The 13066-nt window shown below is 66.5% G+C and carries 12 protein-coding genes; 8 read left to right on the top strand and 4 right to left on the bottom strand.

Going from position 1 to position 13066, the window contains the following annotated elements; all coding sequences use genetic code 11:
* Positions 1 to 100: 100 nt before the first annotated feature.
* A complete protein-coding gene (locus FHT08_RS10800) occupies positions 101 to 1192 on the bottom strand; it encodes a DUF1615 domain-containing protein (protein ID WP_166775074.1) in 1092 nt (363 codons plus the stop codon).
* Between the two features lie 475 nt (positions 1193 to 1667).
* On the opposite strand from FHT08_RS10800, the gene FHT08_RS10795 reads away from it, so the two are divergent.
* The 3 genes from FHT08_RS10795 to FHT08_RS10785 all read left to right on the top strand — a co-directional run bounded on the left by FHT08_RS10795 (position 1668) and on the right by FHT08_RS10785 (position 5404).
* Complete coding sequence (locus FHT08_RS10795; protein WP_243849008.1) at positions 1668 to 3500, top strand: diguanylate cyclase; 1833 nt, start codon at positions 1668 to 1670, stop codon at positions 3498 to 3500.
* A gap of 140 nt (positions 3501 to 3640) precedes the next feature.
* Entirely contained in the window at positions 3641 to 4081 is a 441-nt protein-coding gene (locus FHT08_RS10790) for an Rrf2 family transcriptional regulator (protein WP_221230700.1), read from the top strand.
* A 423-nt stretch (positions 4082 to 4504) separates the two neighbouring features.
* Entirely contained in the window at positions 4505 to 5404 is a 900-nt protein-coding gene (locus tag FHT08_RS10785; RefSeq protein WP_104538638.1) for an NAD(P)/FAD-dependent oxidoreductase, read from the top strand.
* A 64-nt stretch (positions 5405 to 5468) separates the two neighbouring features.
* Here the strand turns inward: FHT08_RS10785 and FHT08_RS10780 are convergent, their stop codons facing one another.
* Complete coding sequence (locus FHT08_RS10780; protein ID WP_104538637.1) at positions 5469 to 6014, bottom strand: hypothetical protein; 546 nt, start codon at positions 6012 to 6014, stop codon at positions 5469 to 5471.
* A 419-nt stretch (positions 6015 to 6433) separates the two neighbouring features.
* Here FHT08_RS10780 and FHT08_RS10775 point away from each other — a divergent pair, with 419 nt between their 5' ends.
* Entirely contained in the window at positions 6434 to 6646 is a 213-nt protein-coding gene (locus tag FHT08_RS10775; protein ID WP_104538636.1) for a hypothetical protein, read from the top strand.
* Between the two features lie 180 nt (positions 6647 to 6826).
* On the opposite strand, the gene FHT08_RS10770 is transcribed toward FHT08_RS10775, so the two are convergent.
* The gene (locus FHT08_RS10770) at positions 6827 to 7375 is read right to left on the bottom strand and encodes a hypothetical protein (RefSeq protein ID WP_243849007.1); all 549 of its coding nucleotides are present in this window, start codon (positions 7373 to 7375) and stop codon (positions 6827 to 6829) included.
* 202 nt (positions 7376 to 7577) lie between these two features.
* Positions 7578 to 8429, bottom strand: coding sequence for an SAM-dependent methyltransferase (locus FHT08_RS10765; protein WP_104538635.1), 852 nt, complete (start codon positions 8427 to 8429; stop codon positions 7578 to 7580).
* Positions 8430 to 8733: 304 nt separating this feature from the next.
* On the opposite strand from FHT08_RS10765, the gene FHT08_RS10760 reads away from it, so the two are divergent.
* The 4 genes from FHT08_RS10760 to FHT08_RS10745 all read left to right on the top strand — a co-directional run bounded on the left by FHT08_RS10760 (position 8734) and on the right by FHT08_RS10745 (position 12950).
* Positions 8734 to 9609: a DMT family transporter gene (locus tag FHT08_RS10760; protein WP_016902964.1), complete on the top strand. Its 876-nt coding sequence runs from the start codon at positions 8734 to 8736 to the stop codon at positions 9607 to 9609.
* Between the two features lie 345 nt (positions 9610 to 9954).
* The gene (locus FHT08_RS10755) at positions 9955 to 10170 is read left to right on the top strand and encodes a hypothetical protein (RefSeq protein WP_104538634.1); all 216 of its coding nucleotides are present in this window, start codon (positions 9955 to 9957) and stop codon (positions 10168 to 10170) included.
* 304 nt (positions 10171 to 10474) lie between these two features.
* On the top strand, positions 10475 to 11851 hold the full coding sequence (gene cycA / locus FHT08_RS10750; protein WP_166775072.1) for a D-serine/D-alanine/glycine transporter: 1377 nt from the start codon (positions 10475 to 10477) through the stop codon (positions 11849 to 11851).
* Positions 11852 to 12038: 187 nt separating this feature from the next.
* Complete coding sequence (locus tag FHT08_RS10745) at positions 12039 to 12950, top strand: CorA family divalent cation transporter (RefSeq protein ID WP_166775071.1); 912 nt, start codon at positions 12039 to 12041, stop codon at positions 12948 to 12950.
* The last annotated feature ends 116 nt before the right edge of the window (positions 12951 to 13066 follow it).

The following is a 13066-nucleotide window of genomic DNA, read 5'->3' as shown; positions in this document are numbered from 1 at the left end:
GGAGACGATGCGCAGACGCGGACGTGTGCGGGCGGCAGGTCCGTTCGCGGCAGCCGCCGCTGCACCTGCGTTCCGGTGCGCAGCGGCTTTGCTGGCAGCCCTACTTGCCCATGCAGCGCTTCCAGCGCTCGTTCACCCGTTGCGCGAACCAGGCGGTAGTGAGGGTGCGGGTGATCTTGGGGCTCTCCAGGATGATGCCGGGCAGTATCGCGCGCGGCAGCGGTTTGCCGGCACTGCGCTCGGCCAGCGCGAATACCTGGCGATACAGCGCGGTGTCTTCGAAATCGGCGGAGTGGCCGGCTTCCAGGGCACGGCGCAGCTGCCGGTCGCTCATCGCCAGCTGGCTGCCCAGGGCGCGTGCGGCGCGTTCGGTGCCGCCGGGCGCATCCAGGCTGGCGCCGGGCGTCAGCAGGTCGCCGTCCAGGGTCAGCGCGATGCCGCTGGCCTTGCTCAGCGCCGCCTGGAAGGCGGCATTGCGGCTGGCGTGCCAGCCGGCATTGAAGTCGGCGAAGCGGTACAGCAGTGCGTCGTAACGGGCCGGGTACCCAAGCAGGTGCCTGGTGCCGAACCACAGCCCGCCGCGACGGCTGAACACCTCGTGGCGGATCGAGTCGCCGGGCGGATACGGATAGCGCTCGGCATGCTGCTCGGCAAAGGCGATGCTGACCTGCATCGGCCCGGCGGTATGCACCGGATTGAGCCCGTCGAACAGGCGCGCGCCCAGCGGCACGCTGCCGGTGAAGTCTTCGAAGATGCGGCTCAGCTCCTGCTCGGTGCGCGCACCCGCGATGCGCGTGGCATAGCTGCGGCCGTCGGGCGAGTCGATGCGCAGGGCGGCATCGACCATGAAGCCGGGGATGTGATGCGCGCTGGCGCGGCGGTCGATCTCGGCGCGCGAAATCTTGCCGAGATTGGGCACCACCGGGTTGGCCTGGTAGGTCGACTCCTGCTCGGTCACCGCCAGCACCGCGCAGATATACTCGGCGCTGGTGTCCAGCCCTTGCGAGGACAATGCCACGTAGACATCGTCGGCCCAGCCGTTGCGATCGCTCAGCGTGGCCGGCAGCCGCCGGGCGATGTCGGCCTTGACCGCGTCCGGGGAGCGCTGTGGCGCACGCGGCGCCTGGGTGGCGCAGGCCGACAGCAAGGCGACGGCAAGCAGCGTGAGCAGGCGGGGCAGGCGGGATATCACGGTGTCTCCAGAATCCAGGTAGCGGCAGGTGCCGTGCCGCAGTTTACGTGGCTGTCGCCGGGCGGCTGCATCGGCGCCGTGCCGCCGCGACGGTGCGGGTTGCCCGCTGCGCCGCAGCGCATGGCGGGTGCACGGCCGCGGGCCGCTGCCAGCGCGATCTGCAGGCCGATTCAAGCCCGCTGCATGCGGGCCGATAACGTTCTTGACGCCAAGCGTGGCGATCACATGACCTGTCGCGCCGGCCGGTCATCATGACCGGGTGCCTGCATCGATGTGGCGTTCGGGCAGATGCCGACGTTGCCCCCGATTCCACTGCCAGCCAACCAAGGGAGGGCTTGAGTGCCGCAGCAACCAGCAAGCCCGACATGGGCCGGGCGGCGTGTGCTGTGCACGGCAGTCATGCGGTGTGGCTCATCGTCACCGTGAGGTGTCGATGAGCAGTGCGAGGTCAGGTTGGCAGCGCATGGGCGTCGGGATGGCAGCAATGCTGTTCAGCGCGACGCTGTGGGCGCAGCCGCAGCCGTGGAAGAGCATCGAAACCGCCGCGATCGACGACCCCAAGGCCGCCTTGCAGGCCGCCCAGGCCGCGTTGGAGCGTGCCCGTAGCGATGGCGATGCCGATGCGCAGTTCTGGGCCTTGCTGGCGCAGGCGCGCGTGCTGATATCCCTGGAAGAGACCGAGCGCCGTCAGACGGCACTGGCGCAGGCACGTGCGATGTCGGAACGGGTACGTGGCAATGCGGCGCAGGCGCAGCTGTGGCTGGCGATTGTGCAGGCGCTCAACGATGTGCGTGAGAATCCCAATCGCGGCATGCTGGCGCGGCTGGAAGCGCTGCGGCAGCGCGCACGTGCGATGGGGCGCAACGATCTGCTGTGCGAGGTCGAGGCGGTCGACATGTGGAGCATGCTCGCCTCCGGCAGCAGCGACGAGGCGTGGAACGCCGCACAGGCCAGCTACCAGTGCGCCGTGCGCGAACACAGCCTGAGTCTGGAACTGGATGCCTTGACCCAGCTCGGCTCGCTGGCCACCCGCGTGGGGGGGCGTTCTGCGGAAGAAAGCGACGCCGAAGACTATCTGCAGCGCGCCCTGGCGCGCCTGCGCGGCCAGCCGGCACGCTTTCAGCGCAGCCTGATCGAGTACGAATACGGCACTTCGCTGGCAGCCCAGCAGCCGGACGCGGCATTGCTGCATTTCAAGCGCGCGCTGGCGCTCAGTCGCGAGCTGGGCGATCAGGCCGGTGTGGCCGCGGCATTGACCAGCGCCAGTGAGGTCCTGATCGAAACCGGCGATGCCACTGCGGCCCTGGCAATGGCGCGCGAGGCACTACCGTTGATGCAACGGCAAGGCAACGTCGGCCGTGTGGCCGCCTGCCACGCGGTGTTGCTCCAGGCATTGACCGCGCTCAAGTCCGGCAGCCTCGGCGTGGAGATCGTCGCGGCCAAGGCAGCGGACGATCCGAATCTGCCGTTGAAACGACGCGCGCAACTGCTCGATGCCATCGCCCAGGCACTGGCAGCGGAGGGACGCCATGCCGAGGCGTATCAGGAACTGCAACGCGCCAACACGCTGCGCGCGCAAAGCCTGGATCGCCAGCGCGATACCGTCATGCTGCGCCTGCAGGCGCGTTACGAAGACGCGCGCCGCGGCGCCGAAACCGCCGAGCTGCGCCGGCGCAGCGAGACCGCGCAACTGGCGTTGCAGGCCCGCGAAGCCGGTCAACGCACCCTGTGGATCGCGCTGTGCGCCGCCTGCCTGCTGTTGCTGGGCACGCTGGTGGTGCTGGCCTTCAGTGGGCGCCATCGGCGGCAACTCTCGCGGCTGGCGATGCGCGACGAACTCACCGGCCTGCCCAACCGCCGCGCCATTCGCGCCGAGGCGCAGCAGCAGATCGAGCAAGCGGTGCGCTCGCAGGTTCCGTGCATGCTGGCATTGATCGATCTGGATCACTTCAAGCTGATCAACGACATGCACGGGCACGCGGCCGGGGATGCCGTGCTCAAGGCGCTCGCCAGCGCATCCAGGCTGGCACTGCGGACACAGGATCGCCTGGGACGGTTGGGCGGCGAGGAATTCCTGCTGGTGCTGCCGGGCTGTAGCGCAGAGGAGATTCCTGCCGTCTTCGCGCGGCTGCGTAATGCAGTGGCCGCGATCGAGATCGCCGGCCTGCCCGCCGACCAGCCGGTGCGGTTCTGCATGGGCGCGGTGAGCGTCACTGCGGGGATCGGTCTGGATGCGCTGCTGGGGCAGGCCGATCTTGCCCTGTACGCCGCCAAGACCGCCGGGCGCGATCAATGGGCGGTGTGTTGAGTGCCGCATGCGCAGCTGCGCGGCGCCGGCTGCGACATCTGCGCGGGGCTGCGGCACAATCGTGCGGTGGCGCTGCCGCGTTGCCTTCCGTCGATTGAGCGAACCGATACCGCGTGCGAACCGATAGCCGCCTTTCCCGCATGCTGCATGTGCTGTTGCACATGGCCAGAAGCCAGCAGCCGATGACCTCCGAGCAGATCGCCGGCATGCTGTCGACCAATGCGGTGGTGGTGCGTCGGACCATGGCCGGCTTGCGCGCTGCCGGCTACGTGCAGTCGAGCAAGGGCCACAACGGCGGCTGGCATATCGCGTGCGACCTGACCCAGGTGACATTGCTGGACGTGCATCGTGCAGTGGGCGGCCCGCATCTGTTTGCGATCGGCGCCGATCACCCCAACCCGCAATGTGGCGTGGAGCGTGTGGTCAACGCAGCCATCGCCGACGCGCTGGCCCAGGCACAAACCGTATTGCTGCAGCGCCTGGGCACGGTGACGCTGGCAACGCTGGCGGACGAGTTCGACGCGCTGTGCACGGCAGCCGCGCTGCCTGCCGGTCTGCCGACAGGCAAACGCAGGCGCTGACGCACACCAACTGTTGTATACGCCGTTGTGCATGACGTGCAGCCGGGCTGGCAGGCGCGCGGTGTGCCTGCGCTTGCAGTCCCATGCAGCGTACGCATGCGCTTTGCGGCAGCTGGTCGGCATCGATCGCAGACAGGGCGCGCTTGGCCAGGCGCAATCGCCAGGACGCTGCCGTTTTTCCCGACGTGGCGTGAGGTGCGCACCCGCGCAGTACCGCTACGCCGCACTGTTCATTGCTGTCAGGTGATGACGCGAACCACCACCGATCACGGCAAGCGCGACAGCAGGCAGCGCAGCAACCCTCGGTCGCACACGACCCTTCAACCATCGAGCAGGTGACCACGTCAGCACACCGCGGTTGAATCGCCAGTCTTTTAATGTAACATCTAAAATTACATGAGCGAATTTAAATCGGGAGCGGACATGCAGCACGATGTGATCATCATTGGCGGCAGCTACGCCGGGCTGTCGGCCGGGCTGCAGCTGGCGCGTGCACGGCGCGCGGTACTGGTGATCGATGGCGGCCAGCGCCGCAATCGCTTTGCCGCCACCTCGCACGGGTTTCTCAGCCGCGACGGTGCATTGCCTGCGCAGATTGCCGATGCGGGACGCGCACAGCTGCTGGCCTATCCGAGCGTGCAATGGGCCGACGGCCAGGTGACACGGCTACGCGGCGAGGCGGAGGCATTCGAGGTGACGCTGGCCGATGGCTCCACGCATACGGCGCGTCGGCTTGTTCTGGCGATGGGGGTGGTCGATCGTCTGCCGGCGCTGGCCGGCCTGGCAGAGCGCTGGGGCACGCAGGTGTTCGTCTGCCCGTATTGTCACGGCTATGAGCTGGAGCAGGGCCGCATCGGCGTGCTGGCCACCTCCGCCTTTGCGGTGCATCAGGCGGCCATGCTGCCGGACTGGGGCGCAACACAGCTGTTCTTGAACGACACGTTGGTGCTGGATGAGGCGCAGCACGCGCACTTGCAGGCACGTGGCGTGCACGTGGTAGGCGGCGCAGTGGCGGCGCTGCAAGGCGACGGCGACGTGCTGGAGCTGGTGTTGCGCGATGGGCAGGTCTGCGCGCTGGATGGCTTGTTCGTCACCACCCACACCGAGCTCAGTGCCTTGGTCGCATCGCTGGGATGCAGCACCAGCGATGGCCCGCTGGGCAGTCATATCGCGGTGGATGCCATGCAGGCCACCTCGGTGCCGGGTATCGCTGCCTGCGGCGATGTGGCCAACCCGGCGGCATCGATCGCCTTTGCGGTTGCCAGCGGCGCAATGGCCGGCGTGGCAACGCATCGTTCGTTGATGTTCGGTCTGAGCAACTGAGCGGCGTGTTGCGATCGCCCCTGCAGACCATGCCGGCCTGCAGGGTTGATCGCGGCTGCGCTGCTTACTGGCTGACTTCCTGCATCGCAATCTTGTGCTGCTTGGAATACGCACGCTGCGCGGTATTCAGCGCTTCCATATCGGTGTTGAGCCGGGTGGACACGGTTTCCAGATCCTTGGCCAACGGCGCCAGCTCGGGGTTGCCGTAGCCGTTGGGCAGGGCGGCCACGCGTTCTAGCGCGGCCATCATCGCGTCGGCACTGTTGAGGTAGGCCGACAGCTTGCCGTCCAGGTCCTTGGCGTTGTCGGGCACGCCCGAGGCCATGGCTGTATTGGCCTGCGCGTTGGCGGCCAGTGCCTTGCGCTGGCTGCCCAGCGCAGTCTTGTAGCCGTCCAGCGGCTTGTGCGCGATGGCATCGGCCACCAGGCTCTGCCCGCGATCGCCCGACACCCACGGGTCGACGATGGTGACCGCGCCATTCCAGACCGAGATGTTGTGCAGCAGGTAGTCGCTGGAGGAGAGCTTGGAGGCGCCGGTGGTGGTGCCGCCACCGCAGGCAGCCAGCAGCAGACTGAAAGAGACAAGCAGGAAGGTGGTGAACGTCTTCAAAGCGAAAGATCCTTGGTACGAGGCCGTTGTCGCCACTGCATGGCGAAGACAGCAAAAACCCCAAGGAAGCGTCCGGACAATCCATGTTGCACTGTTGCTGGCCATCTTCCCTGAGACGAATGCAGCGTGGAGCATTCCATTCACTCTGAGCGAGTGCGCTGCGCCATCAGTATAGCGGCCGCGCTCAGCCGGCAGGTGCGTGGCATGCGCTCACTGCGCGACCACCAGGTGTTGCATGCGTGCGATGGATGGCCTCGGCCGGTTGTGCTGCGCGTACACTGCGCCGCCACCATCGAACCGGTGCCTGCGTGAAAAAAAAGCGGCCCAAATCACCGCCACCTGCGCCAGCTCCCGCAGCGTCCCGGATCCACGAATGGATCATCGGCGGGGGAGCCGTTGTCGTGGCGATCGCCTGTTGCATGCGGCTGTGGCTGGTGCTGGAGGCGATCGTCACGGGGCGCTATATCAGCGTCATCCGCGGCCGGCCGACCAGGATTTTTTACGCGGATGCAGACCCGCAGCGGTTCTGGATCGCCATCGGCTGGGATGGCTTGCTGACCAGTGTGCCGTTGGCGGTCATCGCCTGGTTCACCTACGTTGCCTGGACGGCGTACCGACACGGCAGGCGATGACCTGCGCGGTCGTTGCACAGCATGCGCAACTGCGGTGCCGCGCTGTCGACGACGACGCGGCTGCGCCCGCGCCCGCGTACGGCGAGCCGATGTTTGGCATGCGGCGTCGATCAGCCGTCGGGCGCAGGGCAGTGACGACCACCTGCGCCGATCGATCGACGCCTGCGCATCATGCGGCCATCAGGGCTGCGTTTGTTTTTGCCGGCGTGATGGCGTCTGCGTCTCGCGCTTGGGCCAGGTGTCGTAGCTGTAGACGAACTGCTTCTGATCGGCTCCCATGGTCGGGTCGCAGTGCCAGGAAGTGGCGACGCTGCCGGGCTCCAGCACGCCATCGACTTCGCGCACGGACTGCGCTTCGAACGCGCAGATCGGCCCGTACACCTTGCTATCCCAGTCCGGCGCCGAGGTAGGGTGGGCGTGTTGCACCAGCACGATGTCGCTGCCTTGGAAGTGGTGCACCTGGGCGCCGTATTGGCGATTGATGCTGAAGTAGCACGGGGCGCCGATGCCCAGCGGGAGCACTTGCTCATCGCGCAAGATCGCGCACTTGCCGGCGTGTTCGCCCAGGCGAATCGTACGCCCGGCCAGGATGGCGGTGGTCACCGGATGGCGGGGGGTGACTTCGGACATGGGCGGTGGTGGTGTCTGGGGCGCGGTCTGCGCGTGCACTGGCGCACCGGCCGTCATCAACAGCGCAGTAAGCAACCAGGTCGGAAAGCGGATGCGCATGCAACGTCCTTGTCGTGGGCAGTGCAGTATCGCAGATCCGTTTGCTGGTCAGGCGTGGGTGGCAGATGCGATGCGCTCCACCTGCATGGGAGCCGATGCTCTGTGCGGAATTTGTCCGCCGTGCCGCGGCTTTGCGCGCAGCGCCGATTCACAGCTGGCTGCTACTTACCGCGCGGTTTCAATTTCCGCAACAATCGTGCACTCAGCGCCGCGCCGGCAACGTTGCCAGCACACCATCCAGCGCCAGTTGCGTGCTGAAGCCGACCTTGCTCAGGCGCTTGCTCACTTCGTTGGGTACATCGCGCCCGCTGGTGAGTCGATTGGGCGCACCGGTGTAATGGAACAGGCGTCCGCCACGACGCAACACCCGCGCCAGCTGACCGTAGAACACTTGCGAATACAGCTCGCCGGCGATGCCGAAGCGCGGCGGGTCGTGCAGGATGGCATCGACCGAATCGTCTGCCAGCGTGGCGATGTGCTGCGAGATATCGGCATGGGCCAGCTGCAGGCGCCCGCCGTAGGCGGCATCGTCCGGGTCCGGCGACCAGGGATTGAGCGTGCGCAGCCACAGCACATCGGCATTCTTTTCGAACGACTGCAGCTGCGCCACCCCGGCTTCCAGGCAGCAGGCGGCGAAGTAGCCCAGCCCACCGCAGGTATCCAGGACGATCTTGCCACGTGGCGCGACCAGCGCCACCTTGCGCCGCGCATCCTCGAACGGCGACAACTGCGCCGACGGCAGCATCTTGATGCCATCGATCTCGAAGGTGGGCGCGCCCCATTCGGTGGGGATGAGCTTGATCAGCGCACCACTGAAACGCGAGATCGGGGCGAAATCGTCACCGTCCCAGAAGTACAGCGTGCGCTCCTTGAACTTGCCCGGATACGGGTAGCCCCTGCCGCGCCACTGCCAGGTCTGCGCATCCAGCTGGGCGGTGCCGGTACTGCGGCCCAGATCCAGCGAGCCGGTCCATTGGGTCAGACCACTGCCGCGCGCGGCAAGCAGCGCCTGGGCATCGGAGCAAATGAGTAGTGGGCCGGAATAGTGGGGCACGGATTGCTGGTCTGGGTCTACGCGCGTTACGCGCGTTGCTGGTGCGAGGGGTGGACTGGCATCGTAACCGACCCCATCGCGCATGCGCATCCAATCCACCTCCGGCACGATGGCGGGGCGGCGCAGCGGCGGTATCTGCAGCGACGCGGGAAGCCGGGTCGCATGCGACGGTATGCCGATGGCGATGCAGCAGCCATCGTGCCCGGATGCGTGCGCCGATTCCTCTGACGCACGCCGCACCGCATACTGCGCACTGCCCCATCGACATGTTGTCCGATTGGCGCCAACCGCGGAGGATCGGCAAATGCTGAAGGGTGTGTTGTTGGGATTTGCCTGTTATGCGGCCTATTCGATCAGCGATGCGTTCGTGAAGCTGCTGGAAGGCACGCTGCCGGTGTATGAGGTGCTGTTTCTCGGTGCACTGCTGATGCTGGTGGCCGTGCCATTCCTGAAAAAGCCGGACGACCGGTTGCGCGAACTGGTGATGGCCAAGCAACCCAGCCTGTGGCTGTTGCGTGCGCTCACCGGCGCCATCGGCAACCTGACCTCGGTGATCGCGTTCACCACCTTGCCGATGGCCGAGGCGTTTGCGCTGATCTTCCTGATGCCGATTTTCGTCACCGTGCTGTCGGTGGTGTTTCTCAAGGAAGAGGTGCACTGGCGGCGCTGGTCGGCGGTGATCGTCGGCTTCATCGGCGTGTTGATCGTGCTGCGCCCGGGCTTTCGTCATCTCACCCATGGGCATGTGGCCGCGATCGTGTGCGGCCTGGTCGGTGCGATCTCGGTCATCACCCTGCGCATGGCCGGCCACAGCGAAAAACGCCTGACCTTGTACGGCGCCGGGGTGATCGGCCCGTTGGTGATGGGCGGGATCATGATGTTGCCGACCTTTGTCTGGCCCACGCTGTATCAGTGGGGGCTATTGGCCGGCTACGGCCTGCTTGCCGGCCTGGCGGCGATCTGCCTGATGTATGCCACGCGCATGGCGCCGGTGAGTGTGGTTGCGCCAACGCAGTACAGCCAGATGCTGTGGGCGATCGCCTTCGGCTACCTGCTGTTTCACGATCACCTGGATTGGCCGATGGCGGTCGGCATCGCCCTGATTCTGGGCGCGGGCCTGTTCACGCTGATCCGTGAAGAGCAGGTGTCGCGGTGGTGGCGGCGGACCAAGATCGTGTGAGGGCGGCGCTGTGCGCCGCGGGAATGGGGGAGTCGGGAATGGGGAATCGGAACGGCGCTGCTTCGAAGTGCCGCGATGCGCTTGATGCCATTACGATTCCCGATTCCCGCTACGGCGGCGCAGCAGGCTCCCTGCGCAGTGCACGCCAGGTTTCAGCGATGCGGCGATGTCGCAGCGATTGGCGAGCAGCTCGGGCGTCCCACTTGCCAGATGCAGGAGCAACGTGGCCCAGCGTCTATCTGCCGACGTCAACGGTGCGTCAGCATTCCGCTGCCCGGGATCACGGTGCGGTAGCGCCGCGATGCGCACTGTCGGTGCTCCATTCGAACCGGTCGGAGTCACCCCATGCAGCTCAATCCACTCGCTTCGCGTCTGATGACCGCCGCCAGCGCCGGTCTGTCGGCACACGGCACGCCCGATCCGGATACCAACGAAGAAGATATCCCGCTGGAAGAGCAGACACCACAGCAGGGCGGTTTGCGCGAGGAGGTGGGCGATCTGGAAGAGGACGACGATCAGGCATTGCCGGGCCGCGTTGGCGGCGGGCTTGCCGGGGGGTAATCGCGGCTAGCAACGCGACTGTGCCACCACCAGGCAGACGCGGCCGATGACAACGCCGCAGCGCGCAGGCTCCAGGCGGATGGCGGTGACTGCTCCGGCGATGCCTTGCGTGCATCCCTGACGGCTGCGGCCCCTCGATGACAACAGTGGCCGCGTGGATGAGCGGCGCACCACGATGGGGCAAGCCGACCACCATTCGCTGGCGCATGCTGCGGCCTAACCGGGGCCGCTGTGCAAACCGCTGGTGCGCGCTGCCGCGATCTCGTATTTTTGACGGCTTGTTCACTTGCCGGTGCCGTGCCCCATGTCAGACCCGTCCGCGCCCGATCATCTGCAACGTAGTCTCTCCAATCGCCACCTGCAGCTGATCGCCATCGGTGGCGCGATCGGCACCGGGCTGTTCATGGGCTCGGGCAAGACGATCAGCCTGGCCGGCCCGTCGATCCTGTTCGTCTATCTGATCATCGGCGCAATGCTGTTCTTCGTGATGCGCGCGATGGGCGAGTTGCTGCTGTCCAACCTGGAGTACAAGTCGTTCATCGACTTCTCCACCGATCTGCTCGGGCCGTGGGCCGGGTTCTTCTGCGGGTGGACGTACTGGTTCTGCTGGATCATCACCGCCATCGCCGACGTCATCGCGATCGCCGCCTACGCGCAGTTCTGGTTCCCCGGGTTGGCGCCGTGGATTCCGGCCATCGCCTGCGTGTTGTTGCTGCTGAGCCTGAACTTGGTGACGGTCAAATTGTTCGGCGAGATGGAGTTCTGGTTCGCGCTGATCAAGATCATCGCCATCTGCGCCTTGATCCTCACCGGCGCCGGGCTGGTGGCCTGGGGCTTCCGCTCGCCGTCGGGCAATGTGGCCTCGCTGTCGAACCTGTGGAACGACGGCGGCATGTTCCCGATGGGCATTGGCGGCTTCTTTGCCGGTTTCCAGATCGCCGTGTTCGCCTTCGTCGGCATCGAGCTGGTCGGCACCACCGCCGCAGAGACTGCCGACCCGCGCCGCAACCTGCCCAAGGCGATCAACTCGATCCCGGTGCGCATCCTGATCTTCTATGTGCTGGCGCTGATCGCGATCATGGCGGTGACGCCGTGGCGTCAGGTGGTGGCCGACAAGAGCCCGTTCGTGGAGCTGTTCGTGCTGGCCGGCGTGCCGGCGGCCGCAAGCCTGATCAACTTCGTGGTGCTGACCTCGGCCACCTCGTCGGCCAACAGCGGCATCTTCTCCACCAGCCGCATGCTCTACGGCCTGGCCGAAGAACAGCATGCGCCCAAGGGCTTTGCCAAGCTTTCGCGTGCAGCGGTGCCGGCACGTGGGCTGCTGTTCTCCTGCGTGTGCCTGTTGCTGGGCGCGATGCTGGTGTACCTGATCCCCAACCTGGTCACTGCGTTCACGCTGGTCACCACCTTGTCGGCAGTGCTCTTCATGTTCGTGTGGTCGCTGATCCTGTGCGCCTACATCGCGTACCGGCGCAAGCGGCCCGAGCAGCACGCGGCCTCGGCGTTCAAGATGCCCGGTGGCGTGTTGATGTGCTACGTGTGCCTGGCGTTCTTCGCCTTCGTCATCGTGCTGCTGACCCTGCAGGCGGACACGCGCCAGGCCTTGCTGGCCAGCCCGGTGTGGTTCCTGATCCTGGCGATCGGTTATGCGGTGAAGCGGCAGCAGACGCGCAGCGGCTGAGCGCGCGGAGCAAGCGAAGACATCCACCGAAGCCCTCACCGAGGCCCCGCACTGCGGGGCCCTGGCGTCTGTGGCTGCACGGCGCCGCGATAAAGGCCACTGGCAGCTAAGCACGCGATGCGCGCGACGTTGACGCGGCTTGGGCGGAACGGGATGCTCGCCGCCATCCATCGCCACGGCCCATCGCATGATCACGACGCACCCCATTGCCGGAACGCAGCACACGCAAGGGTGCTGGGTCGACCTGTGCCAGGCCAGCGCGCAGGAACTGGCGCAGGCCGCAGACAAGGTGGGGTTCGCGCTGCCGGATCGCGCGGTCATCGGCGAGATCGAATTCTCCAGCCGGGTGCGGCGCCAGGGCGAGGTGCTGTTTCTCAACGTGCCGCGCTTTCAGGACGACGATGGCCCGACTGCGCCGCTGGGCTTTGCGCTGTCGCCGACCATGCTGGTGACCCTGCGCGAGCAGCACATGGACTCGCTGGATGCGGTGGCCGCGCGTCTTGCGCATGCGCCCTGCCATAGCGCCGACGATCTGCTGTTGCGCATCTTCGACCAGCTGGTGGGGCGCCTGGCGGACCGTCTCGAATCGCTGGAAGCCGAGGTCACCGATACCACCCGGCAGGTGTTCGACAACCCGCACAAGACCCGTGATCTGGAACGCATGCTGCATCAGGTCGGGGGCATGGGCCGGCGACTGGGCGGGCTGCATAATGCCGGGCAGGGACTGCTGCGCCTGGTCACCTATCTGGACGACGCCGCGCCGGACTGGTTCGGTGCCGATGCGGCCAAACGCATCGGCTTGCTGCACAAGGACCTGACCACCTTGAGCGAGTTCCAGCAGCACATGGACGACCGCATCGAGTTCCTGCTCGACAGCGTGCTGGGCATGATCAACATGGACCAGAACAACGTGATGAAGGTGATGGCGGTGGCGTCGGTGGTCGGCATTCCGCCCACCGTGCTGGTCGGCATCTGGGGCATGAACTTCGCCTACATGCCCGAGCTCAAGTGGCACGACGCGTATTACTGGGCGCTGGGCGTGATCGTGCTGAGCATGCTGGTGCCGCTGGCATGGTTCCGCAAGCGCGGATGGGTGTGATGCACCAGAGCCGGAAACCCGTAGGAGCGCACCAGGGCGCGATGCGGCGTTACCGGCAAGGCCCTCGCGCCCAGGGGCGCTCCTACGAGTGCCGTCAGCGCAATCATCTGTTGCCT

Origin of the sequence: Xanthomonas sp. CFBP 8151, from assembly GCF_011761885.1 — a bacterium.
GTDB lineage: Bacteria > Pseudomonadota > Gammaproteobacteria > Xanthomonadales > Xanthomonadaceae > Xanthomonas > Xanthomonas arboricola_B.
Note: the sequence above shows the minus strand (reverse complement) of the source record. Positions and strands in the feature narration are given on the sequence as shown.